The sequence below is a fragment of the Novacetimonas hansenii genome (genome assembly GCF_014843995.1).
Taxonomy (GTDB): domain Bacteria; phylum Pseudomonadota; class Alphaproteobacteria; order Acetobacterales; family Acetobacteraceae; genus Novacetimonas; species Novacetimonas hansenii.
The window spans coordinates 975126-998591 of sequence record NZ_CP062147.1; the positions used below are offsets into that span (position 1 = coordinate 975126).

The 23466-nt window shown below is 55.9% G+C and carries 18 protein-coding genes and 1 tRNA gene; 10 read left to right on the forward strand and 9 right to left on the reverse strand.

The features are described from left to right. Window positions 1–270 precede the first annotated feature (270 nt). Window positions 271–2454 carry a TonB-dependent receptor domain-containing protein gene (locus tag IFJ82_RS04175; protein ID WP_225578771.1) on the forward strand — a complete coding sequence of 728 codons (2184 nt, stop codon included), beginning with the start codon at window positions 271–273 and terminating at the stop codon, window positions 2452–2454. A 25-nt stretch (window positions 2455–2479) separates the two neighbouring features. Continuing rightward, entirely contained in the window at window positions 2480–3535 is a 1056-nt protein-coding gene (locus tag IFJ82_RS04180; protein WP_225578772.1) for an acetamidase/formamidase family protein, read from the forward strand. A 15-nt stretch (window positions 3536–3550) separates the two neighbouring features. Here IFJ82_RS04180 and IFJ82_RS04185 read toward each other — a convergent pair whose 3' ends face one another. Further along, complete coding sequence (locus tag IFJ82_RS04185; RefSeq protein ID WP_192265715.1) at window positions 3551–4321, reverse strand: helix-turn-helix transcriptional regulator; 771 nt, start codon at window positions 4319–4321, stop codon at window positions 3551–3553. Between the two features lie 418 nt (window positions 4322–4739). On the opposite strand from IFJ82_RS04185, the gene IFJ82_RS04190 reads away from it, so the two are divergent. After that, complete coding sequence (locus IFJ82_RS04190; protein WP_192265717.1) at window positions 4740–6137, forward strand: APC family permease; 1398 nt, start codon at window positions 4740–4742, stop codon at window positions 6135–6137. 195 nt (window positions 6138–6332) lie between these two features. Further along, a protein-coding gene (locus IFJ82_RS04195) for an IS5 family transposase (RefSeq protein ID WP_192265719.1) occupies window positions 6333–7084 on the forward strand; the annotation gives its coding sequence in 2 pieces (ribosomal slippage) (window positions 6333–6663 and window positions 6663–7084; 753 coding nt in all). A 149-nt stretch (window positions 7085–7233) separates the two neighbouring features. Here the strand turns inward: IFJ82_RS04195 and IFJ82_RS04200 are convergent. The 7 genes from IFJ82_RS04200 to IFJ82_RS04230 all read right to left on the reverse strand — a co-directional run bounded on the left by IFJ82_RS04200 (window position 7234) and on the right by IFJ82_RS04230 (window position 14515). Further along, window positions 7234–7452, reverse strand: coding sequence for a winged helix-turn-helix domain-containing protein (locus IFJ82_RS04200; RefSeq protein ID WP_192265721.1), 219 nt, complete (start codon window positions 7450–7452; stop codon window positions 7234–7236). Window positions 7453–7461: 9 nt separating this feature from the next. Further along, a complete protein-coding gene (locus tag IFJ82_RS04205) occupies window positions 7462–7815 on the reverse strand; it encodes a hypothetical protein (protein ID WP_225578773.1) in 354 nt (117 codons plus the stop codon). A 926-nt stretch (window positions 7816–8741) separates the two neighbouring features. Then, a tRNA-Glu gene (locus tag IFJ82_RS04210) sits at window positions 8742–8817 on the reverse strand. A gap of 69 nt (window positions 8818–8886) precedes the next feature. After that, window positions 8887–10737: a single-stranded-DNA-specific exonuclease RecJ gene (recJ, locus tag IFJ82_RS04215; protein ID WP_192266322.1), complete on the reverse strand. Its 1851-nt coding sequence runs from the start codon at window positions 10735–10737 to the stop codon at window positions 8887–8889. Window positions 10738–10863: 126 nt separating this feature from the next. Further along, entirely contained in the window at window positions 10864–12198 is a 1335-nt protein-coding gene (locus IFJ82_RS04220; protein WP_192265722.1) for a homoserine dehydrogenase, read from the reverse strand. 28 nt (window positions 12199–12226) lie between these two features. Continuing rightward, entirely contained in the window at window positions 12227–13456 is a 1230-nt protein-coding gene (locus IFJ82_RS04225; RefSeq protein WP_062809393.1) for an LL-diaminopimelate aminotransferase, read from the reverse strand. A gap of 90 nt (window positions 13457–13546) precedes the next feature. Next, a complete protein-coding gene (locus IFJ82_RS04230) occupies window positions 13547–14515 on the reverse strand; it encodes an OmpA family protein (protein ID WP_003622209.1) in 969 nt (322 codons plus the stop codon). Window positions 14516–14692: 177 nt separating this feature from the next. Here IFJ82_RS04230 and IFJ82_RS04235 point away from each other — a divergent pair, with 177 nt between their 5' ends. Both IFJ82_RS04235 and IFJ82_RS04240 read left to right on the forward strand, forming a co-directional pair. Beyond that, window positions 14693–15367, forward strand: a complete 675-nt coding sequence (locus IFJ82_RS04235; protein WP_003622211.1) for an ATP-dependent Clp protease proteolytic subunit — start codon at window positions 14693–14695, stop codon at window positions 15365–15367. 227 nt (window positions 15368–15594) lie between these two features. Continuing rightward, window positions 15595–16596: a hypothetical protein gene (locus IFJ82_RS04240; RefSeq protein WP_003622213.1), complete on the forward strand. Its 1002-nt coding sequence runs from the start codon at window positions 15595–15597 to the stop codon at window positions 16594–16596. 158 nt (window positions 16597–16754) lie between these two features. Here the strand turns inward: IFJ82_RS04240 and IFJ82_RS04245 are convergent, their stop codons facing one another. Further along, window positions 16755–17270, reverse strand: coding sequence for a hypothetical protein (locus IFJ82_RS04245; RefSeq protein ID WP_003622215.1), 516 nt, complete (start codon window positions 17268–17270; stop codon window positions 16755–16757). 196 nt (window positions 17271–17466) lie between these two features. Here IFJ82_RS04245 and IFJ82_RS04250 point away from each other — a divergent pair, with 196 nt between their 5' ends. The 4 genes from IFJ82_RS04250 to IFJ82_RS04265 all read left to right on the forward strand — a co-directional run bounded on the left by IFJ82_RS04250 (window position 17467) and on the right by IFJ82_RS04265 (window position 22824). Beyond that, window positions 17467–18144 carry a hypothetical protein gene (locus IFJ82_RS04250; protein WP_192265724.1) on the forward strand — a complete coding sequence of 226 codons (678 nt, stop codon included), beginning with the start codon at window positions 17467–17469 and terminating at the stop codon, window positions 18142–18144. Window positions 18145–18151: 7 nt separating this feature from the next. Next, complete coding sequence (locus IFJ82_RS04255; protein WP_062809390.1) at window positions 18152–18721, forward strand: cytochrome b; 570 nt, start codon at window positions 18152–18154, stop codon at window positions 18719–18721. A 747-nt stretch (window positions 18722–19468) separates the two neighbouring features. Next, the gene (locus IFJ82_RS04260) at window positions 19469–21655 is read left to right on the forward strand and encodes an EAL domain-containing protein (protein ID WP_003622220.1); all 2187 of its coding nucleotides are present in this window, start codon (window positions 19469–19471) and stop codon (window positions 21653–21655) included. A gap of 692 nt (window positions 21656–22347) precedes the next feature. Beyond that, entirely contained in the window at window positions 22348–22824 is a 477-nt protein-coding gene (locus tag IFJ82_RS04265) for a GlcG/HbpS family heme-binding protein (RefSeq protein ID WP_225578827.1), read from the forward strand. Window positions 22825–23466 lie beyond the last annotated feature (642 nt).

Here is a 23466-nt window from a genome sequence, read left to right on the forward strand (position 1 = left end):
ATGGAAAAAGGGGGCAGGTTTATGTATATACTTAAATACAGATATCATCTGACTTGTGCATTATCATGCGCATTTTCTCTTCCCGCCCTTGTTATCGGGTTGGGAGTAGAAAGCAGCCACGCGGCCCAGAGTACAGCAGAGACTACGACAGCGCCCAGACCGCGCCATATCAAGCTTTCGGGACATGCGGGGACGGGGACAGCCCAGTCCACGGCCCAATCCAGGACCCAGTCCACGGGTCACGCCGCCCTACCATCGTCGGAACCTGAAGTGCTTAAGGTTTCCACGGCGCACAACGTATCGCGGGGTTCGCAGCAGGCCGTGTCTCGTAAGACGATGGACATTTATGTTCCGGGCACCAGCCCGCTTGCTGTACTGGCCAACACAACCCCGGGCGTAAGCTTTGCATCGGATGACCCGTTTGGCCTGGATACGGTCGCAAATACGCTTTATATCCGTGGCTTCAACCAGAGCCAGATCGGTGCCACGCTTGATGGCATTCCCATGGGGGATCAGGGATTCCAGCAATATAATGGCCTTGATATTAATGAGGCTGAGATTCAGGACAATATTGCCGGCATGCAACTGTCTCAAGGTGGGGGCGCGCTCAGCACGCCTTCTACAACGAACCTTGGTGGTGCACTGACCTATCGCACGAGCGATCCAGACGAGGTGGCTGGTGGGCGCGTATCGCAGACATTCGGCAGCAATCACACCTTCCGCACGTTTGCCAGGGTAGATAGTGGCAAGCTGAATGCTTCGGGAACCAGATTTTATGCGTCTTATGCCCGAACGGACAATAATTTATGGAAAGGTTATGGCGATCAGCTTGCCCAGCAGGTCAATTTCAAGCTTGTTCAGCCATTTCATGATGTCGGTAAGGTCACTGCCATTTTCGACTGGTCCGAACTCGACCAGTATAATTACATGGCAGAAAGCCTGAATATGCTGAAGACATTGGGTGGTAACCTGAATTACCTGTACCCGAACTATGCTGAAGCCTATGCCGCAGCACAGGGGATATATTCTTCCAATATTCAGAAATTGGGGAATGTGCAGGATGAATCCAGTGCAACCTATAATGATGCAGGGCAGAAACAGCGGAATTTCCTTTCTGCCCTTATTGCGGAATTTCACCTGACGCCACGTCTGACGGAAAAAACAATTCTGTACGCCCATGTTTCCAGCGGCAATTATGAAATGGAGGAAGCCATCCCTTCCCCCAATGGTTCCCCGATGAGCCAGTATGTAGGCCATATGGGCATGCGCCGGATCGGTGGCATACAGTCCTTTGAATATGATATTGCATCGAACCATATTCAGGCCGGGTTCTGGTATGAAAATAACTGGAACAGCTTTCCAGCCCGTCTGTATAGCGAACCCCTGTTAGGGCAGGGGCAGCCAATCAGTTCCATGGGACCATATGTCAATCCATACACAACAGAATTTGACGATGAATATAATACGAATACATTTCAGTTCTTCTTGCAAGATACATATCACATCCTGCATAACCTGACAGTCAGCGCGGGTTTCCGTTCCATGTTGCAGACCACGCATGGTGGCGCAAGTTATAATAATGCCGCCTATACTGGTGCCAGTGCCTTGCCTCGTGGGAACCTGACTGCGGCAGATGCATTCCTTCCACATTTTTCAATGAATTATAACTTTCTCAGGCACCATGAATTATATTTCGATATAGCAGAAAACATGCGTGCTTATACGTACTATCCATGGAATATGCCCAATGGTGGGGCATGGACGGATGCCAACCAGCAGGTTTTCAACGAGACCAAGAATTCACTACGACCTGAACGGACATGGGATTATGTTGTCGGTTACAGGTATAATGCCAAGCACCTGTCTGCAACAGTCGATTTTTATCATGTGGATTATTATAACAGACTGGTCAGCACGGAAGCTGGCAATATTTTCCAGCCCTATAGTACGTTTACCAATGCAGGTAAGGAGACCATGAATGGGGCTGATGTCTCCGTGACATTTCGTCCGGTCAAGGGGTTGGAAATATTTAACAGCTTTAGCTATAATGATGCACAGTACGAAGGTGGCATTGAATATGAAGGGCAGTATGTAAGCTTGAAAGGTAAGCATCAGGTTGCTTATCCGAAGTTTATGTATAAAACAAACGCCACATATACTTATAAAAATGCCAGCGCTACGTTCAGCGCAACCTATACAGGGCGTAGGCCACTTTCATATGTGAACGATACTTATGTGCCAGCTTACTGGCTGGCTAATCTTTCCGCGACCTATAATTTTGGCCATATCGGATTTGCCAAAAACCTTAAGGTCAATTTTGGTGTCTATAATCTTTTCAATACGACCTATGTGGGTGGCATGGGGATCGAGGGCTATCCGCTCTCAGGTGATTACCCGACGCTGTTTGTGGGGGCGCCCCGGCAGTATTTCGGCACTGTTTCCGCACAGTTCTAGAACATTTCTACCGAAAACCGGTTCGATGAAAATGCTCCGGTTTACTGTTTTTACGAGCATCTTCACCTGTTTGAAGGCACGCATTCAAACAGGATCTGCTCTAATCTCCCCAGGTTGCAGAAGGTCCTGTCAGATGTGCCAAGCCTGTACGCACACCATTCATCGCCATAAACAGCACTTTGGCTGGAGCCGTGACACCATGCCCGTAAATTTTGTCAGGTCTGGTGACAGTATGTGTTTTGAATGTGCGGATGCATCTGGCGGGCAGATAGATGCCACTGCAACCGCCCAGACTTTGGCAGCACTCGATTTTGAACGTATCAATCCCCTTAACGGACCAGTTTATGTGGAGGGTGCGGAACCGGGGGATGCACTAAAAATAACCATTAACCGTTTCTATCCCTCGGGACAGGGCTGGACTGCGAACATACCAGGTTTCGGTCTGCTGGCGGACCAGTTTCGCGAGCCTTCCCTTTACCTGTGGCGCTACGATCCCGTCACTTTGGGGCCTGCTCTTTTTGGCCATCAGGGGGCGCGTGTTCCATTAAAGCCCTTTATAGGCACGATTGGTGTGGCCCCGGCGGAACCGGGCCTTCATTCCGTTGTGCCGCCACGTCGGGTCGGGGGGAATATGGATCTGCGTGATGTCGCCATGGGGAGTGTGCTCTATCTGCCGGTAGAAGTAGAAGGGGCACTCCTGTCCCTTGGCGATACCCATGCGGCGCAAGGTGATGGGGAAGTCTGTGGCACAGCGATTGAAAGTGCCATGAATGTGGAAATACATGTTGAGTTACTCAAGCACACTTTCCTTTCTGCCCCCCGTCTGACCACGCCCGGTCCGGTTACATGTCACCTTGACCGGGCAGGATATGAAGTTACAACCGGCATCGGCCCTGACCTACTGCAGGCTGTCCGGGCAAGTGTGTCGTACATGATCGACCTGCTTTGTCGCCTATATCAGATCTCTGCTGTCAATGCTTACATGCTTTGCTCGGTTTGTGGGGATCTGCGTATTAGCGAGATCGTGGATATGCCGAATTTTATCGTATCGTTCTATTTTCCCCGTATTGTATTTCATTAATTGGCCAATCCAGTTTTATAAAGAACGCATGTAAGCTGCGGCTGCTGCCCTGCTGCCCACGCCAGTTTTGTTCAATATATTGACGATATGGGTTTTTACGGTCGAGATCCCAATATGCATTATTTCCGAAATTTCCCAGTTGGAGGCACCTTTTTCAAGTAGGAAGACAACTTCAACTTCCTTATTCGTAAGGTGGAATTTTTCTTTCAGGATTCGACATATCCGACGCGCACGCATTTGTGGATGCTGCTGAAGGGTAAATTCCATATAACGGCGCAGGGGTTCCCACTGAAAATCAGTCGGAAAAGGCGTAAAGTCAATCTGGCGCTTCATGACGCTCAATAGTGCGACGGCATCATTCTCATTACGGAAAAGGAAATTGATTTCGTCTACAATGCCATGGCGTTGCAAAAACGTATCGTGAATCTGATTATGGTCATGTGAATTGTGATTACGTTCTTGCTCCAGCATAAGCACATTATTTGATCCATTCAGGACCTTGCGTATATTCAGGGGGTCATATGTATAAAATCCATTATTGAAATATTCTGGCAGAAGATCAGCTTCGGTTCCAGCCAGTTCTATTGTCTGAACAAAATGGGCTGAATCGACCCAGAACAGGATGGCAGATGATGCCTGTAATAAGTCACATCCAAACGCCAGGGTTGCCTGGGTACAGGGATGGCATGCTTCGTGCGTATGTGTTGCCGTCATCACCGTCATTCCAACTGGTGACATATCAAGGTTAAGCGGCTTCTGCCGTTCCGGTATTTTCCGACGACCCATAGGCTTTATTCCTTTCTTCCAGTTGAGTGGAAGATGCGCGTTTGGGCGCGCGAACCGGATCAGGAAACGCGAGAGATCACGAGGAATGAACGTGGTGTCTGATCGGTTCTTTCCAAAAAAATCTTATATATAAGATATATCAAATTCAAGCTTCCTGATGAATGAATTGTAAATATATCGAATATTTCAGGGAATATATGTTGCGTTTTGACAACGTGTAGGTGAAAAGTGAACAATGTCATTAATGCATGTTAAAATGAAAGTGAAAATACCTTTCACAGGTCCATATTTAAAATAGATCAACAATAATATTACGTTGTAAAAACGATAATTTTAAAAAGCACGGAATAGGTTATTTTTCTTATGTTATATGCCCGTATGGCGATGTTTTTGTTTTTTCTTGCAGGATGAAACGTAAATGTCTGTTCCATCAGAACCCGAATACATAAATCGTAAGCTGGGTTTGATCGAGCTTCTGGCTCTTTCTCTGGCTTTCATAAGCCCTACAGTGGTCCTGTGTGCCAATGGGCAGGCTCTGGTGGGGCTGACTCATACCGCTTTATGGAAGATATATGGAGTAGGCTGGATCGGCATTTCATCCATCGCCTATAGCTTCGGCCGTCTTGCATCACTGGACGGTCATATCGGGATGGCGGACGTTACGGTCGAGCGGATATTGGGGAAACGGGTAGGGCGGTTCGCATCCCTTGCGCTTCTGGGGGCATATATCAGTTTTTCATGGGCCAATCCTAATGTAACAGACACTTTTCTGTCCGATATCGTCCATACACTGTATCCTGATATGCGTAATACTTATTTTTTCCTGTTTTTTGTAATTGTTTTGTCTGTAATTGCAATAATACTTTGCGCCCAGACCGCAAGCATCATGCATGTTTTGCTGGCTATTGAAGGTGCAGGTATCATCCTGATTATCTATCTGTGTACGGTTGTTTTAATGCAGCCTGATACAGGCCTTCCACAGGCTGTTGTAATGTATGAACCCATAAGAATGTCTTCAGTTCTTTCAGGTGTCGTCATTGCTTTTCTCTCATGGGCGGGATTTGAATCCTGTATGACCCTGTCATCAGAAAATGGACATTCACCCCGTCTGATGCATCAGGCCCTGACTGCAAGTGTCATCATATCCGGCATCATGTTCGTTGGTGTCATGGCTGTTATTCAATATGGTTTTGAAAGGCATCTTGGTGGTCTGTCGGCTTTGGCCATGTCATCCAATGCGCTTGCTGATTTGGCACGTCATTATATAGGGGGATGGAGTACGGTTGTATTTGAGTTCGCAGCACTTGGCTCTGCCTTTGCTGGAACAGTTGCCGCCATCACTGCATGCAGTAATCTCTTACGCCATATCGTGACTGGATATGTTAATGATGCGTCGATATTGCATGGGAAAGGTATTCTGTATTATATATTTTCGCCGGTTGGCATTACTTTTTCTATTTTATTTCAACAATATATCCTTGTTGCTGTCATGCCAGGCATAATGAAATCCCCTTCTGGTGGCATGGATGTTTATGCATTTTTTGGCACTGTGGGGGCCATATGCATCATGATAAGTTATTTATTGGTGCAGATATCTGCTCTGGTCGCTTTTTACAAACACAGAAAAATAATAGGTTGGTGGGAAATCCTGATTGCATTTTTCGGCCTGGGCTTTATCACTGCAGCACTTTTCAGTTGCATATGTCACGATAGGCGTGCCGCTGTGTGTGCTTTGCTTGCAGGCTTATGGATGGGATGTGGTGCCATGGTTTTTATATTGATGACATGGTGGAAAAGTAATTTTAGCAGCCTGTAGAGGTAAGGCGAGCTCCTGCGGGCATTCGATCGGGAGGATAATCCCAATATGTTCATTTCGCCGGATTTTGTTGGTTTATACTGCGCTACAGCCTGAATTGCCCACGCGCGGGGTAAGAGATTGTTTGAAAACAAGTCATTGGGGCCTGTTTGGAATTAAGTTTTCTAAAGGACCCAGATGTGTTTCAAAGATCCTATGGATCGCTTGATACTGACGGATGCCCAATGGGCGAAGATGGAACCGCTGTGCCTTGGCAAGAAGACGGATCGCGGGCGCAGCGGGAAGGATAACCGCCTCTTTATCGAGGCGGTCTTATGGATTGCGCGGACGGGCAGTCCATGGCGGGACCTTCCGACATATTTCGGGCATTGGAACTCGGTTTACTCGCGCTACAGCGACTGGACGAAAGCCGGAGTTTTCCAGAAAATTTTTGAGGCCGTCTCTGACGATGCCGACATGGAATATGCGATGATTGACGGCACGGTGGTTCGGGTTCATCGCCACGGCCAGGGCGCAAAAGGGGGACCCGAAGCCAGGCGATAGGACGCAGTGTGACGGGATGGTCGACCAGGATCATCGCCATGACCGACGCCCTGGGCAATCTGGTCCGCTTTACGCTGATCCCCGGCCAGCATTACGACACGGTCGGGGTTGCGCCCCTTCTGGAACCGGCGGATTTCAAGGCGCTTCTTGCCGACAGGGCGTTTGATGTCCACTGGATCGTGGACGCCCTACACGCGCAAGGCGCCTGTGTAGTCATTCCCCAGCGCAAGAACCGCCTCGACAGGCGCACGTTCGATGCCGCCCTGTTCAAGGCGCGCCATCTCATCGAGAACTTCTTCTGCAAGCTCAAGGAGTTCAAGCGCATCGCAATGCGAAGCGAAAAGACAGATAAATCCTTTGCTGCCATGATCTATCTCACAGCCGCTATCATCAATTCACGATAATTCCCAACGGGCCCTGATAAAAACAAGAAAAGTTTTTGGGTGCTGCCTTTTTTCAAAAAGGCGGCGTCTTCTGAAGCTTTTTAGAAAAAGCTTCACTAAAAACCTTTATAATTTCAGAGTGTTATCGATCCTGACTTTTCAAACAGGCTCTAAAAGAGCAGACTCGCCTTCATCAGATATGTTCTGGTTCGGTGAATGCCGTCGGTCAGTAATTTTTGCGTGCCACTGCGAAGCAATGCAGCCTGATCTTTTACTGATAATGCAAGCTCGTGCGCAATTACTTCGGCGATTTCCGGCACACGGCGAATATCTGTGGTGGCGAGGTGCAGGACGGGGAGCATGAGAGGCAGGTAATCAGGAACGGACATGATGCTCAATCATACCTCGTACTCATATTGCTCTCGCGGTTGAAGACGGTTTTTATAATCAGCTTTGGACTCATCAAAATAAATGACGGTCCAGTCTGGCAATTCCGCCTTGATCGCGCGGGCAATTTCCAGCCCGTCTTGGGCGAAGGCTGCCATGTCGAACGGTGGGCTGTCTTTTTCAGGTGGAAAATCATAGTCATCATAGCGCTTCGCCCAAGAGAGAAGCTGCACGCGCAGTCCCTCGCTGATGGGGAGTTCGTCCGCACATGTCGCGCATCCGTCGCGATGCCAAACGCCTTCACAACCGTATTCGCCCATGATGCGGACCCATTTTTCGTCCATGAGTGACGGCTCATTAGCCATGTTTTTCTGATCTCCGTTGCTTGGCAAGGGACTTAATCTTGAACGAGATGTGTGCCCCCTCTTTTGGGCTTGGGAGTTTGGCCCGGATATTGTCCAGCAGGGCGGCGCTGGCAGGTTCATCGTTTGGGGTCTGGGACACCAATTTACCCCACAAGGCTTTGGCAGGAAGGGAAGGGGCAAGGCCTGTCGTCAAAAGTGGCATGCATGTTGGAAATCCGGTTGATGCGCTTTCAGAAGGCGCACAGCGCGTTCACGGAACTCTGGTAAATTAAGGCGATATCTTCTTGTTTACCATAGGGCTCATTCTCCGGGAGTTTTACTCTCCGGTAGAGCCGGGGCTGTTCAAGCAGGTTGAATGGTTTGATCACAGTGGCGCCGCCATATTGCTCGGCCTGCCGGTCCCCAAAACCTCCGGGTGACCGTCATGGTCAGATCGACCAGCGTATGCCGTATGATCCCGTCATAAGAAGGGCGGGGATGTGAACTTTGCGATCATTGTCCCGCGTCTGCATTTCCGCACGCACGGAGCATGCGACCACCGTCATGGACGCTCTGGCGTTTCAGCGGATGGATGTCTTGAAACTGGGCAAGCTTCAGTTGGACAAATCTCGTGTCCAGTCAGTATCGGGCGAGGCTGGTCGCAGAGAAGGTCTGCTGGATTCTCTCTGTGGGTGATGCGCTTGCGCACCTGATATTGACCCTCGCCGCGATACCTGACTGCCGCCGGAAGCAGATGGCTTGTCACTAGGTCGATTTGGGTGAAAATGACTAGGCCTCTGATGATAAGCTTCGCCTAGGCCCAGCATAAGCTTTGTCATGGCCTAACTGGTAATATACTGCTTATCGTCTTTATTTGCGATGGACCCGATAGAGGGCCAAAAGCAGTTAATTATTCCGTGAGCAAACTTCTAAGCCACTAGAATAATTGGCGTCCCGTACGGGATTCGAACCCGTGTTGCCGCCGTGAAAGGGCGGTGTCCTAGGCCTCTAGACGAACGGGACTAAAGGCGTGAGCGGGTAGATATCCTGACACGGGGGTGCGGTCAACCCCCTGAAATCAGAATATGAAAATTAATTCGCAAAAGCTGCGTCGCGGATGAAAAAACTGGCGGTTGTACGGCCGTTCCATGTCTGGGCCTGTAACCATCCAGCCAGATGTACGGGCGGCGCATTCCGATCCTCCAGCACGGGCGTCATGGGATTGTCACCCGCCCGGAACAGCAACGCCTTCAGACGGGGGCCACCGCCTTCCCCTTCGATCAGCAGTCGCAGCGTGTTGCCCTCCCGCCCGATGCGGTCGGCGCGCAGGATGCGCACCCGCGGCAGCGCCAGCAGCGGTTCGTCGTTACCCGCCCCGAATGGGGCCAGCCGCCCGATATCGGTTGCAAGCTCAACCGTTGCGGCGGCTACGCCCACGACGCCTTCGATACACAGGTCCACCGCATCCGGCAGTGCCGCGGCATGTGACAGGCGTTCATCAAGGAACGTATGCAGCGCGGGGATGTCCCCGGCATTCAGGCCAAAGCCTGCCGCCATCGCATGTCCTCCCCCCGATGTCAGGTGTCCTGCCTGCCGTGCCGCGATGATGGCTGTGCCAAGGTCGATCCCCGGCACGGATCGTGCCGACCCCTTGACCGTCCCATCCTCCAGCATCGCACCGACCAGGACGGGGCGATTGAACTTTTCCTTGACCCGCCCCGCCACGATCCCGACCACGCCGGGGTGCCAGTCCCGACCGCATAGCAGCAGGACAGGGTGTCCTTCCTCGCGCTGGCGGGCGGCCATGTCCATGGCGATGTCGAGGATATCGCCCTCCACCGTCTGACGGCGGCGGTTGACGGCATCAAGGCGTTCCGCCAGGCGCCGCGCCTCAAGCGCGTCCTCGCACAGCAGCAGTTCCAGCCCCAGCCCGGATTCCGCGATCCGTCCCCCCGCATTGATGCGTGGGCCAAGGGCGAAGCCGCATGTGCTGGATGACAGCCGGTCATCCGTGACGCCGGATACGTCAAGCAGCGCGTTCAGGCCGGTTCGCTGCCGGCGTGCCATGATTTTCATGCCCTGCGTGACAAAGGCCCGGTTCAACCCCGTCAGCGGCATGACGTCACACACGCTGGCCAATGCCACCAGATCAAGGTAATCCATCAGTTGTGGCATGGGTCGCGTTTCAAACCAGCCCTCCCGCCGCAGCACGCCAGCAGTGGCCACCACCGCCATGAACGCTACGGCCGCCGCGCACGCCCCATGCAGGCGTGAGGGGCAGTCCAGCCGGTTCGGGTTGACGGTCGCGGTGATGCGCGGCAGGTCCCCCTGCACCTTGTGGTGGTCCAGCACGATGATATCCGCCCGTGCCGACAGGGGGGACAGGATATCCGACGCCGCCGTGCCGCAGTCCACGCACACGATCACGCCCGCGCCATCGTCGATCATCGCTTCGATCGCGGGGGTGTTGGGGCCGTATCCTTCGTTCATGCGGTCGGGGACGTGCGTGATGACACGGCAGCCCATCTGGCGCAGGAAATGCGTCAGCAGTGCCGCCGAACAGGCGCCGTCCACATCGTAATCACCAAAGACCCCGACGGTTTCCGATGCCGTGACGGCCTGCGCCAGACGTTGCGCGGCCTTGTCCATGTCGATCATGCCAGCGGGGTCCGGCATCAGCGCACGTAATGTAGGGGTCAGGAAATCCTGTACCACCTCAGGCGCGATGCCACGCATCGCCAGCATGCGCCCGACGATTTCGGACACCCCGGCCTGTTGCATGATCGCCATGCCCATGCGCGCCGTCCGCCCCGCGTCACGCGTGGCCGAGGGATCACGCCATAGCCACCGGCGTCCCGTCAGGCTGGAACTTACCCCCAGGACCAGGGCATCGTCCGTGCTGTCCGCCGCCGTCGCCAGCAGCCCGTCCGCCAGTCCCCCCATGTTCATGCCCGCATTCCCGTCATGGTGCGCCCCGGTGCGCTATCTCTTGCGGTGGGGCTGCGTGGGGCGGGGGCGTCGGTCATGGAACAATCCTTGGTGGCGGGACGGGCGGCGGTGCAAAAGGGGTCAGTCCCCCTCGATCCGGATCATGGCCGGTTCGTCAAGAACCGACTTGAGCTGCGCAATGTGCCGCAGCGCATGCAGCATCGCGGCCTCGCTGGTATGGTGGGTAATCAGCACCAGGGGCACGCTGTGGCTGTCATCGGGCAACGTTTCACGCGCATGGGCATGTTGCAGCATCGTGTGCAGCGACACGCCATCATCACGCAGGACAGCCGTGATGTCCGCCAGGACGCCCGGACGGTCCACAACATTGAGGCGCAGGTAATACCGGCCCGAAAACTGTGCGCGCGGCAGGGCGACAGCCTGCGTCAGGCCATCGGTGCTGCGTCCCCAGACGGGAATGGCGTTGCCACGGGCGATGTCGATCAGGTCGGCGGTGACGGCGGTGGCAGTCGGCCCTTCGCCCGCGCCACGTCCCTCCAGCATCAGGCGGCCGACGAATGCGCCTTCGGCCACCACGGCGTTGAACACGCCATCGACCTGCGCGATGGGGGTCGTGTTGGGCACAAGGCACGGATGGACCCGTGCCTCGATCCCGTTTTCATGCTGCCGCGCAATGCCCAGCAGCTTGATGCGATAACCCAGTTCGCGCGCGAAATGCAGGTCCAGCGCGCCAATGCGGCGGATACCCTCGATATAGACCGAGGCAAAGACAACCGGGCGGCCAAACGACAGCCCCGCAAGGATCGCAAGCTTGTGCGCCGCGTCCACCCCATCGACATCGGTGGAGGGATCTGCCTCGGCATAGCCGAGCTTCTGTGCATCGGCGAGGATGTCGGCAAAGTCGCGTCCCGTCTCGCGCATGGCGGTCAGGATATAGTTGCATGTGCCGTTAAGGATGCCCCCGACCTTGAGGATGCGATCCCCGGCCAGCGCCTCGCGCACGGTCTTGATGGCGGGGATGCCGCCTGCGACCGCCGCCTCGAACATCAGCGGCACGTCCGCCTTTTGCGCCAGTGTCGCAAGTTCGGCACCATGGATTGCCATCAGCGCCTTGTTCGCGGTGACGACCGGCCGACCATTTTCCAGCGCGCCCGTGACGATCTTGCGCGCGATACCCTCCGCGCCACCGACAAGTTCGACCACGACATCAACATCGGGATGGGCGGCAAGGTCGGCGGCGTTTTCGCACCATGCGACATCCGACAGGTCCACGCCGCGATCACGCGTGCGATCACGTGCGCTGACCGCCGTGACGATCAGGCGGTGCCCGGCACGCGCGGTAATCAGCGCGGCATTGTCACGCAGCATCTTGACGACACCGGCGCCAACCGTGCCCAGCCCCGCGATACCGATGCGCAGGGGAGTGGGCTCAACAGATGAAGAAACAGCAGTCATGTTTTTTCCGTAAGGGGGGTGAGGGCGTTCAGGAAACGGAATCCGTGACCGCGGGGTCACGCTGCGGTGTGGGGGCGGCGTTATGTTCTGTCATGAAATGGCGGATCGCACGTGTCGCCTGCCGCAGGCGCTGGGTATTTTCCACCAGGCCGATGCGCACAAAGCCCTCCCCATGTTCGCCAAAGCCAAGGCCGGGCGCGACCGCGACGCCCGCTTCGCCAAGCAGCAGCTTGGAAAAGCCGACACTGCCGAGTTCGCGGAATTTTTCAGGGATGGGCGCCCATGCGAACATCGACCCTTCGGGGGAGGGGACATCCCATCCCGCCGCATGCAGCCCACGGATCAGCACGTCGCGGCGTTCGCGATAGATGTTGCGGATTTCCGCGACACAGTCCTGCGGTCCGCTGAGTGCGGCGACAGCGGCCACCTGGATCGGGGTGAACGCCCCGTAATCGAGGTACGACTTGATACGTGTCAGCGCGGAAATCAGCCGCGGGTTGCCCGCCGCAAAACCCATGCGCCATCCCGCCATGGAATAGGTCTTGGACAGGGAGGTGAACTCCACCGCGATGTCCTTGGCCCCCGGTACCTCCAGGATGGAGGGGGGGACGCGATCCCCGAAATAGATTTCCGCATATGCAAGGTCGGACATGATCCAGATCTCGTGCTTGCGCGCAAAGGCGACGAGTTCACGATAGAAATCGAGGTCTGCGACATATGCGGTGGGATTTGACGGAAAATTGACGATCAGCGCGGTCGGTTTGGGCACCGAATGATGCACCGCGCGGTCAAGCGCGCGCAGCATCTCTTCGTCCGGGGTGGCGGGAATGGACCGGACGGAGGCACCCGCGATGATGAATCCGAACTGGTGGATCGGATAGGACGGGTTGGGCACCAGGATCGTATCGCCCGGACTGGTGATGGCGGATGCGAGGTTCGCCAGCCCTTCCTTGGACCCCAGTGTTGCGATTACTTCGGTTTCGGGGTCAAGGCCGACATTGAAACGGCGTTCATAATACCCCGCCAGCGCACGGCGCAGGCCGGGGATGCCACGGCTGACGGAATAGCGGTGCGCACGCGGGTCCGCCACGGTTTCCACCAGTTTTTGAACGATATGCGACGGTGTGGGGGTATCGGGATTGCCCATCCCCAGATCGATAATGTCTTCCCCGCGGGCTCGCGCGCTGGCCTTGGCCTTGTTCACTTCGGCGAAAACATAGGGAGGCAGGCGGCGGATGCGATGGAATTCTTCGGTCATGGGACTGCTCTGCACGCAGGCGGGATCAGGGATCGCGCCGGGTTGGGAATCTGAAGCCATGGCCGCCAGGATGGCGGACCAACCAATACATTAGCGCACGATGCCAACTCTTGCACCAGTCCCGAAGGCACTGGCATGCAGGCGGATGGCCGATTCCGGCACGCCATGCGCCGCCAGCGCCCGCGCCAATGTGCGGCTGCGCAGGATCGCAAGCGACATGGCCTGCGCCTGTCCCTGCGCGCTGGCGGTGGTGGCGTCGCCATAGCCATTGATGACGATGGTCCCGTCACCGCGCGCCTTGGCAAGGTCCGACAGCGTGCGATCCTGCCCATGCTGCATCTGGTCTGACCCCGGGTCAAAACGCACGGGGCGTCCCAGATCGTCATCAAGCTGATAATCGGGCAGGCGGCGGCTGACGCCCTCGTTCGTGCCGATTGTCCCCATTCCGGCAATGGTCACGGGTTCGGGTGGGGCCTTCGCCAGGGCGGGCAGGGTGGTGGGCAGGATCTGCGCCTCCCCCGGCAGGGCGGTGCTGACCTCGGGCATTGCAATCGTGTCGTCGCCCCCGGCCTGATGCGCCGGGCGCGCCGCAGTGGGGGACGGGGCGGAAGACGCCGCGGCAAAGGAGGCCGACTGCGTTCCCGCCGCAGTGGTGGTGGGTGGCGGCGGCACATCCGCGACAGAGGGAATCGGTCCCATCGTCGCATCCTCGCGGTGGATCAGGGCGCGCTGTTCGCTCAGGTTCGTGGTGATGTCGTCACGCAGGTCCTGTGATGGCAGGACCGGGGCTTCACGCGGGCCGAGGCCGACATGCGGATAGGGATCATGCGCGCCGGGCGGGGGCGGGCGCTGCTGTCCGATGACGCCGCCCTGGTGGCTGTGGTACCAGTCCGTCAGCGTATCGACCGTATCGCGATGGCCCGTCGCGCATCCACCAAGCAGGGCCAGTGTCGCGATGGCGCATGCCAGACGCGCACCCGTGCCGGGTTCACCGCGCCGGATGCCACGACGCACGAAAAAGACCGCATCGGAACTTGGCGCGGGCGCAGGATTGCCCATATCCACTCCGTCAAACAGATGTCACACGTGTTTCCTACTACCCTGTCCCGCCCGTCATAGCGAGGGGCGCTTCGCCTGATCGCGGGGCCAGATCGCAGGACAGGGCTTGGCACCACGGCCAAGGCAGCGCAGGATAGGGGGATGACTATGCCAGCCCCGGAAAAGAGGGAGAGCCCAATGAACGGCATGCAGCCGAAAGATCGCGTCCGCATGGATGACGAGGATCCGCGCGATCCCGATATCCCCGAACCCCAAGGCCCGGAGACCGAGGAACCCGATCGTAACCGCACGCTCTCCTCGCCCATCAGCGAACTTGAAAGCCGCCTGTTCGACCAGCGCAAGGTGCTGGTGTTCGGGCCGATCAATGACAAGATCGCACGCGATGTCACCGGTCGCCTTCTGGCGCTGGCGGGGGCGTCGGACAAGCCGATCGACGTGTATGTCAATTCGCCCGGTGGCCATGTCGAAAGTGGCGATACCATCCATGACATGATCCGCTTTGTCGATTCGGTGGCCCCGATCAACATGATCGGCACCGGATGGGTAGCATCGGCCGGTGCGCTGATTTACGCGGCGGGCAACAGGGAACGGCGTTACTGCCTGCCCAACACGCGTTTCCTGCTGCACCAGCCGATGGGCGGCGTGCGTGGCCCCGCCACGGACATCGACATCGAAGCGCGCGAGATCATCAAGATGCGCGAACGCCTTAACCGCCTGTTCGCACGCGAAACCGGGCAGTCGTACGAGAAGGTCTGCAAGGACACCGACCGTAATTACTGGATGTCCGCGCCAGAGGCGATTGAATATGGCCTCGTGACGCGCGTGATCGAGAAGATCTCCGACATTCATTGATCCATGACAAGGGCGGCGGTGGTGGCAGCCCCCATACTGCCGCCGCCCCCGCCTGTGGGGCGCATAACAGGGTCCGCCCGGAATTCAGCGTCCTTGCGCAACGAAAGACAGGTCCTTGCCCAGTCGCATGGCCGTGCGCCATATGCCGTGATGGCGGCGGGCTGTTGTTTCTGATGCCAGCCGATCGGTGAATTCCCGCGATACCGTTTCGAGCAGCGAGCCGACACATGAACGCACTTTCAGATATCTATACCAACCTGCCAGAGGCGCAGGACCCCGGCACGGCCACCCCTGATGCCGTGGCGAAGGCGGATTACACCGCCCGTCACTGGTCCAGCCCGGTTGCCGGACCGCTGAAACCCGGTTCGGCGGAACATAAGCGTGCCGTGGCGGAGATGTTCCGCGAGACCTTCAATCCCTACAAACCCTCTGTCATCGAATGGCCCAAGCTGGATGCGGAAACGTTGCGTCGCGTGACGTCGCTGCCGATCTGGGACATCGCGGTCCAGACCGAGGGCAAGGCCAGGCTGCGCATGGCCGCCTATGCGCGCCTGATTGATGATCCAGACATGAAGGATGCCCTGTCGCGCAATGCGTGGGAGGAAAACCGCCACAAGGAGGTCCTCTCCAAGATGGTGGAAGCCTATGGCATCCCCCTGGCGTCGGAGCCGACCTATCACGAACCGCGTGATGTGGAATGGGCCTACCTTGTCACCGGCTTTTCCGAATGTGTGGACAGTTTCTTTGCCTTTGGCCTGTTCGAGGTGGCAAAGCGCTCCGGCTTCTTCCCGCTGGAACTGATTGATACGTTCGAACCGGTGATGCAGGAGGAATGTCGCCATATCCTGCTGTTTGCCAACTGGCTGGCATGGCACCGCGCGACGATGCCGATGTGGAAGCGCCCGTGGTTCGAAGCCCGCGTCCTCGCGGTATGGGTGTTTCTGGTTTACGAACGTCTCGGCATGGCCAAGACGATGGATGCCGAGGGGAATGTCCATGAACAGGACAACAACTTCACCGTAAACGGCACCAAGGATGTGGCAAGCATCGACATGCCGCTGCGTGATTTTGTCGACCTGTGCCTTAATGAAAATGAACGCCGCTTTTCAGGTTATGACCCGCGCCTGCTGCGGCCGAAACTGGCACCGAACCTTGCACGCTTCCTGCGTTTCTTCCTGCCGCGCACCCCGGAATCGCGCAAGCTGGAGGGGAAGCAGGCCATTGCCTGATCTTTTTCATTGAATATGGCTGATACGGCCCTGTTTCCGCCCCCGAATGGGTTGGGAACAGGGCCGTTTTCATAGGCGCATCAGTCGGGAGAAGTAAGGGGGGTGTTCAAACGGTCATTGCGGACATGGCGTCCGGGATTTTATGGTGTGACCGCCCCTTACACAGTGACCTTGGCAGGGGCCGCGGCGAAATCAAGCTGCCCAAGATAGGCAAGGCGTGTGGCGGGTACGATGTCGCCGATGCGGCCATCGGTAATCCGGGCATAACCGAACACCTTGCTTTCTTCCTCGTCCGACCCGATGGCGAGGCCCGCGAAATCCTGCCCTTTTTCATCACGCAGGTGCCATACGTCACCGCGCACCACCGCATCCAGCTTATAGCGGAAACCGGGCAGTATCTTTGTCAGGATGGCAGGCATCACCTCGGTTACGTCAAGCGCGCTGCGCACGAATTCGGTGCAGAATTCGTCCGGTGCGAAATATCCCTTCATTTCGGGTGTCATCAGGATCAGCCCCGGCTTTGTCCCCTCGGCGGAGACAAGGCGGCTGCGGATGACGATCTTGGGCTCGTCACGGGATATTTCAGAGGTGAGGAGGACCGTTCCCACCGGCGCGGCGAGCAGGTCGGATATGACCTTCATCTGTGTCAGGGGAAGGGTGGACAGGGTGGTCATTGGTTGTCTCCGCTTGCGTGCGATATCCTGCCATGAAGACGGCGGCGCGACTGTGCGCTTCCTGCCCCCGTGACGCAACCGGTCCCGGCGGCAGCCGTCCGGCCACGGTATGGCTCGGTCGCGTCTGATGCGGGGCGCAGGCAGATATGCATGGGCATATGGGGTGGCGTTGCGTGCCGGTGGGATCATGCAAATCGTGGGATTACAAGGGATGCTGTCCTTACCGCAGGGGACATGGGGCATCGGGCGGGCGCTCCTTTCGCCCCGCCTGGCGGCGACAGGACGCGCGTATGTGCCATTCCAGCATGGGGGGACTGTTGGATATTACCCCCTGACGGCGCTATCCTTCGCACCAGACGGATTGGTCCTGTTAGGTGTGGCGCGTGGTCAGGCACATATGCGTATCATGGGACGCATGGGCATGATGACAGGGATGGAGCGACGAGCGAGGATGAAGAAGATGGCCCGATATGGAAAGACCCCACACTGGCGATTGCTGGCGACGGGGCTGCTTGTGGCGGTGGCTATGACAGGTGCCGCAGATATGGCGCAGGCGCGTCCGGCCAGCGGGGGCGGCGCCACGACCTATGGCGGCAATCAGTATGGGGGCGGATATAATGGCGACAGCCGCCTGGATAATTATGGTCCCGGTGATACGACGTCACAATATAACGCGCCCGAGGCAGGTATGGGCATGGGGGATGGCATTTCCCCGGCGGACCGGTCCGGTGATGGCGGCGGCATCCAGTCGCAGAGCACCATCCCCGGTGGATCGAGCGAAGGTGTGCCTGGAATGGGATCGCCCGATGGCGGAACCTTCAGCAACATGAATGTCGGTGGCGTCGACAGCTCCGCCACGCCCGGCATGAACTGAGGTCCGCATGCCCGTATCCCATGTGCCATTGCCCGAAGGGCGGTTGCCCACCCGTTATAGTGTGGAGACACGCTGGCTCCACTGGCTGACGGCGTTGATGGTGCTGGTGCAGTTCGCATTGGGGGAGACGTGGGGCTTCCTGCCACGTGGCACCGTGGTGCGGGTGGGCATGATCATGACGCATACTTCGGTCGGGGTACTTCTGGCCGCCACATTCCTGACCCGTATCGTCTGGGCCGTGACGGGGGGGCGGGCCATACGCTTTCCCGTCCGGAATTTATCCGATCAGGTTGCGCGTCTGGTGCACTGGTTGCTGTATGTCATGCTGGGGGCGGAAATCGCAGTGGGCTACATGCTGCGATGGTCGCGTGGGCGGCCCGTCATGGCGTTTGGCGTGCCGATCAATTCCCCCTTTGCCGATATGGGCGTGGGGGTGCAGCGCATTTTCGGGCAATGCCATTACTGGCTGGCCTGGGGCCTTATTATGGTTGCGGCATGCCATGCGATGGCCGCCCTGTATCATGCCATCATCTGCCGCGACGGGGTATTGCAGCGCATGCTGCCCGCGCGGGGCTAAGTGGCCGGTTAGGTTACGGATTTGTAATAACTTGCCCGATTACGATAGGGCATCCTGTTCTGGGTAGTTTTGCATCCCTGCTATGCATAGGATTTTATTCCTATATCGCCTTCAAGTAAAGTGGAAATATTGAGTCATGTATAGGATATTATTCTTATATTTTTCATGGTGATTACAGGACGCAAAGCAGGAAATCCCATGTTGTGCAAAATATGTGCAAAACGCGGCATGGAAGTCGTAATTTAAACAAAAACTAAAATTATCTTTTTAGAAAGTGAACACAAGAACCAGTCAGTGGTACTGGTTATCTGATATATTTTTATCTTATTGATATATAAGGGAAAATTTTAAAATCTGGAATATGGCGCCCTTGATTTGTGTATCAATGGTGACAATTTAATTGCATTGGATATGTATCTTTACCCTTGCAACACTCAGGCGGTTTCATTAATAAAACGTGAAACACGAAACAGGTATCCTATGCCCTTGTATTTACGTGTGTATTTCATGTACATAAATATATGAGAGCAGTATACAGAATAAATTAAGCTAACTTATTGGATATCGTCATCCCGACGCGGAGGGGGCGGTATTTGCCGGATTGCCCTGAAATAACGTTTCGGTATCAAGCGAACCTGTTCCCATTGCATGGGCCACCCCGAGCGGGTGTGGTGGCGTCATGTCAGGCTTCGTTGTCCGTCATGCCGTTATTTCCTGATCTGTTGATGACTGTGGACCCATGACCCCATGAATGAGATCAATACAAAGACCGTGTCTTCCCTGCTGCCGATGGATTCCCATATTGGCCTCGACCTGCTGGAGCAGGCATCGGATGGTGTCGTTATCATCGACGACAGGAACATGGTTGTCTTTTTCAATACAGCGGCCGAGCATCTGTGGGGGTATTCCAAGGAAGAGATCCTGGGCAAGAACGTAAGTTGCCTTGTCCCCAGTATCTATCGCCAGCAGCATGACAGCTATATTGACGCCAACCGCCGGACCGGCATCAACAAGATCGTTGGCACATCGCGTGAGGTCACGTTCGAAAGCAAGGCCGGGGATTACATCTCTGGCGAAATGTCGATTTCGACCGCGCTGATCGGCCCGGAAAAGAAGCGCTATTATATGGCCTTCATGAAGGGCGTGACGGAGGAGGGGCACCGCAAGCGGCTGCTTGACCTGCAAAACAGCGTTTTTCACGCCCTGTCTGGTGACACCATGATCCAGGACGTGGCGGACATGATCTGTCAGGAGGTCGAAGGTTTCGTCCCCAATACCGTCGCGGTCCTTATGCTTCTGGACGAGGATAACCATCTCCAGATCCTTTCGGGTCCGGGCCTGCCGCGCCGTTTCGCGCTGGCGCTGGAGCGGCTGACCCTGACGCAGGCCGACCTGCATGCGCTGGATTCCGACCCGGCGGAGGCCACGACCATCGTATGGGACAGCTATCTTGCACTGGGGGCGTCGCTGGGGCTGCATTCCTGCTGGGCGCTGGCGATCAAGAACCGCAAGGGGCGTACGCTTGGTATCTTTGCGCTGTATTCGCGCAACCAGCACAAGCTGAGCAACTGGCCGCAGAAAATCGTGGAAGGGTGCGTGCCCTTCTGCGGGCTGGTGATTGAACAGCATGAGGCCCGGCAGCATATCTCCCAACTGTCGAATTATGATCCGGTGACCGGTTTCCTGAACCGTTCGGTCGTCCACCGGATGCTCAAGACGATGATTACCCTGCCCAATGAGTCGCGCTTTGCGGTTTACATGATCGACATCGACCGTTTCCGCGACATCAATGACGCGTTGGGCCATGTCCATGGCGATGGGTTCCTCAAGGCCGTGGCGGAGCGTCTCAAACGCCTGTCACGCAGCAATTATATCCTCAGCCGTTCCGGGGCGAACGAATTCATCATCATCGTGCCTAACGTCACGGAAAGCACGGTTTCGGACTTTGCGCGCAAGATCATGGATTGCCTGCGTGAACCCATCGAAATCGCAGGCAACCAGATCGTTGGCACCGTGGGCATCGGCATCAGCCAGTATCCGCAGCATGGGCCGGATGGCGAATCCCTGCTGAGTTATGCCGAACAGGCGATGCGTAATGCGAAAAAGCAGGGGCCGGGTACGTTCCGTGTCGCCTCCAGCGAGGATAACAAGGCTGCGCAGGATCGCCTTGTGCTGGGGCTGGCATTGCGTGAATCTATTGCTGACGGCCTGCTGACGCTGCATTACCAGCCGCAGGTGGAATCCAGCACGGGCATGATTTACGGGGTCGAGGCCCTGTCGCGCTGGAACCATCCCACGCTGGGCAACATCTATCCCTCCCGCTTCATCGCGGTGGCGGAGGAAACGGGACAGATCGAGGCGATCGGCAAGTGGTCGCTGGAAAAGGCCGTGCGTCAGATGACGACGTGGGATCGCGCGGGCATCCATGTGCCCACCATGGCGGTTAACCTGTCTGCCGGGCATTTCCGTGATCGCCTGTTGCCGGAATACCTTGCCAACCTTCTGCGCGACCATGGCCTCCCGGCGGAGCGCCTGACGGTGGAGATCACCGAAAGCGTCATGATGGAAGAAAATGAAGAAACGATGAGTGTGCTTGCGGCGATCCGCAACCTTGGCATCGGCTTGTCGATGGATGATTTCGGCACGGGCTATTCATCGCTGTCACGCCTGACGCGCCTGCCGTTGAGCGAGATCAAGATCGACCGTAGTTTCATCATGAATCTTGATCATGATGCGAATGCACAGGCGGTGACGACAGCGGTGATCGGCATCGGTTCACGCCTGGGCATGACGGTCGTTACCGAGGGGGTGGAAACCACGCAGCAATGCACCATGCTCAAGAACCTGAATTGCGACGTGATGCAGGGTTATCTGTTTGCCCGTCCCATGCCCCCCGAGGGGGTGGAGGAATGGGTGCGCGCCCGCGCGAGCTGATTGTGCAGCAGCCCTTGCGCGTCGGGGGGAATATACTCCCGGATGCGAGGCTGCTTAAAAAGTGACGGCCAGTAACCTGCTGGTGTGAGACAAGTTCTTGGCAAGGCGTCTTTCAGAAAATGTTTGAAAGACATCGCCTGTTCAGGGAATAAGATAACGTCTGAAAATTTCCCATTTCTTATTAATGGGTTGTTTTCACGCAGTCTCTGATTGTTCCTTCACAAGGGGCGGGGTGTTGCCTTGTGAATTAAGAGACTGTTTGAAAACAAATCATTGATAAAAAAACAAGAAAAGTTTTTGGGTGCCGCCTTTTTTCAAAAAGGCGGCGTCTATCGAAGCCTTTTGGAAAAAGCTTCACCAAAAACCTTTATTATTTCAGTATGTTATCGCGCCTGACTATTTTAAATAGTCTCAAAGAGGCAATGCCTTGGCGATGTGGCTTGGAAACGCTTCGTCAGAAGTTTTCATGATCTCGAAATTTGTGTAAGGGCGCGTGGCGCACACACTATTATGTGCGCCGTGGCCTTTGTTGTTGTGGGATGTAGGGATGCCCCGCAATGATGGTTCCCCATATTCAGCAAGGGATGGATGGCCGAATGATGCAGTCATGCACGCGGGTCGTAAGGGGAATGGCGCTGGGCGGCACCATGATGTGCGCGGTGGCGCAGGCCGCTGCCGCGCAATCCCCTGATATGCATGTCCCCAATGGCCATGTGGGGGAACATATCGTCACCATGCAGAAGCTCGACTGGTTTCTGGCGGCGCAACTTGCGCTCGAAGCTGTACGGTCATGTGCGATGCAGGGATATTCCGTGACGGCCACCGTCGTCGATACGACCGGCCATCAGCAGGCCGTTATCAAGGGCGACAGCGTGCCGCTGCAATCCCTGTCGGTGTCTTATCGCAAGGCTTATACCGCCTATTCCTATGGGCTGGCGTTCAATATGAACACCACCAGCGAACTGATCGCGGCAAAGGTGACGGGACCGGCGAACGGGGCGCTTAATACCATTCCCGAAGTGCTGTTCGTGCCGGGGGGGGTAACGCTGCGCCGGGTGTCGGACAATACCGTTCTGGGCGGGATCGGGGTATCTGGTGCGCCCGGTGGGGAAAAGGACGAAGCCTGCGCTCAGGCGGCAGTGCAGAAATATAGAGCCGATTTCCGTTAGGATGAAAATGACAAGGGAGACTGTCTGGACAGGTGAAACCAATTACATGTTGAAATTATAAGGTATTATTCAGGTATTTATAAAATCATTACATGAGATTCTGTCGTTTTCAGGCAGGGAATATCGTTCATAGCTTTACCAGATGCTTTGGGAATTGCAGGAGGTTGTTCCTCCTGCCTCTTGAGGCAACCATTCAGCCAATAAAGACATGATATGTCCTATGAACGCACGTCATTGCCAATGTGGCGGGGCGAAATATGGCGGCGGTCTGTATCAATGATATTGCCCCGGCCCTGTCGGGCCGTAAGGGACGGGATATGGCTATCAGTCCTCAGTTTAGCAGCCTGTCGGATTGGGAGCTAAAGTGGACGTTATTCATAACTTATGAAACGATATTTCTGTTTATGTGTCGAAAATTCTTTAATTGTCAGGATTTCAGCAATGTTGTTGCGTAAAAATCCCAATCCGACAGTCTGTTAGAGACTATTTTAAAATAACCCGTTGATACAGAATGGGAAAATTCTTAACGCATGACTTTCGTCATCGTGAAAATACGATGTTTTCCAACATTTTCTGGAACAGGCCTCACCAAAAAAATTGGGTGGCTGGCATAGGTACGTATTGTTTGCGACGATTCACGTG

Excerpts from the sequence above, each read along its gene's own strand:
- IFJ82_RS04180 (WP_225578772.1), top strand. The coding sequence starts at position 2,480 with ATGAAAATGCTCCGGTTTACTGTTTTTACGAGCATCTTCACCTGTTTG.
- IFJ82_RS04185 (WP_192265715.1), bottom strand. The coding sequence starts at position 4,321 with ATGGGTCGTCGGAAAATACCGGAACGGCAGAAGCCGCTTAACCTTGAT.
- IFJ82_RS04190 (WP_192265717.1), top strand. The coding sequence starts at position 4,740 with ATGTCTGTTCCATCAGAACCCGAATACATAAATCGTAAGCTGGGTTTG.
- IFJ82_RS04200 (WP_192265721.1), bottom strand. The coding sequence starts at position 7,452 with ATGTCCGTTCCTGATTACCTGCCTCTCATGCTCCCCGTCCTGCACCTC.
- IFJ82_RS04205 (WP_225578773.1), bottom strand. The coding sequence starts at position 7,815 with ATGGCTAATGAGCCGTCACTCATGGACGAAAAATGGGTCCGCATCATG.
- recJ (WP_192266322.1), bottom strand. The coding sequence starts at position 10,737 with ATGGGGGGACTGGCGGACGGGCTGCTGGCGACGGCGGCGGACAGCACG.
- IFJ82_RS04220 (WP_192265722.1), bottom strand. The coding sequence starts at position 12,198 with ATGACTGCTGTTTCTTCATCTGTTGAGCCCACTCCCCTGCGCATCGGT.
- IFJ82_RS04225 (WP_062809393.1), bottom strand. The coding sequence starts at position 13,456 with ATGACCGAAGAATTCCATCGCATCCGCCGCCTGCCTCCCTATGTTTTC.
- IFJ82_RS04230 (WP_003622209.1), bottom strand. The coding sequence starts at position 14,515 with ATGGGCAATCCTGCGCCCGCGCCAAGTTCCGATGCGGTCTTTTTCGTG.
- IFJ82_RS04235 (WP_003622211.1), top strand. The coding sequence starts at position 14,693 with ATGAACGGCATGCAGCCGAAAGATCGCGTCCGCATGGATGACGAGGAT.
- IFJ82_RS04240 (WP_003622213.1), top strand. The coding sequence starts at position 15,595 with ATGAACGCACTTTCAGATATCTATACCAACCTGCCAGAGGCGCAGGAC.
- IFJ82_RS04245 (WP_003622215.1), bottom strand. The coding sequence starts at position 17,270 with ATGACCACCCTGTCCACCCTTCCCCTGACACAGATGAAGGTCATATCC.
- IFJ82_RS04255 (WP_062809390.1), top strand. The coding sequence starts at position 18,152 with ATGCCCGTATCCCATGTGCCATTGCCCGAAGGGCGGTTGCCCACCCGT.
- IFJ82_RS04260 (WP_003622220.1), top strand. The coding sequence starts at position 19,469 with ATGAATGAGATCAATACAAAGACCGTGTCTTCCCTGCTGCCGATGGAT.
- IFJ82_RS04265 (WP_225578827.1), top strand. The coding sequence starts at position 22,348 with ATGCATGTCCCCAATGGCCATGTGGGGGAACATATCGTCACCATGCAG.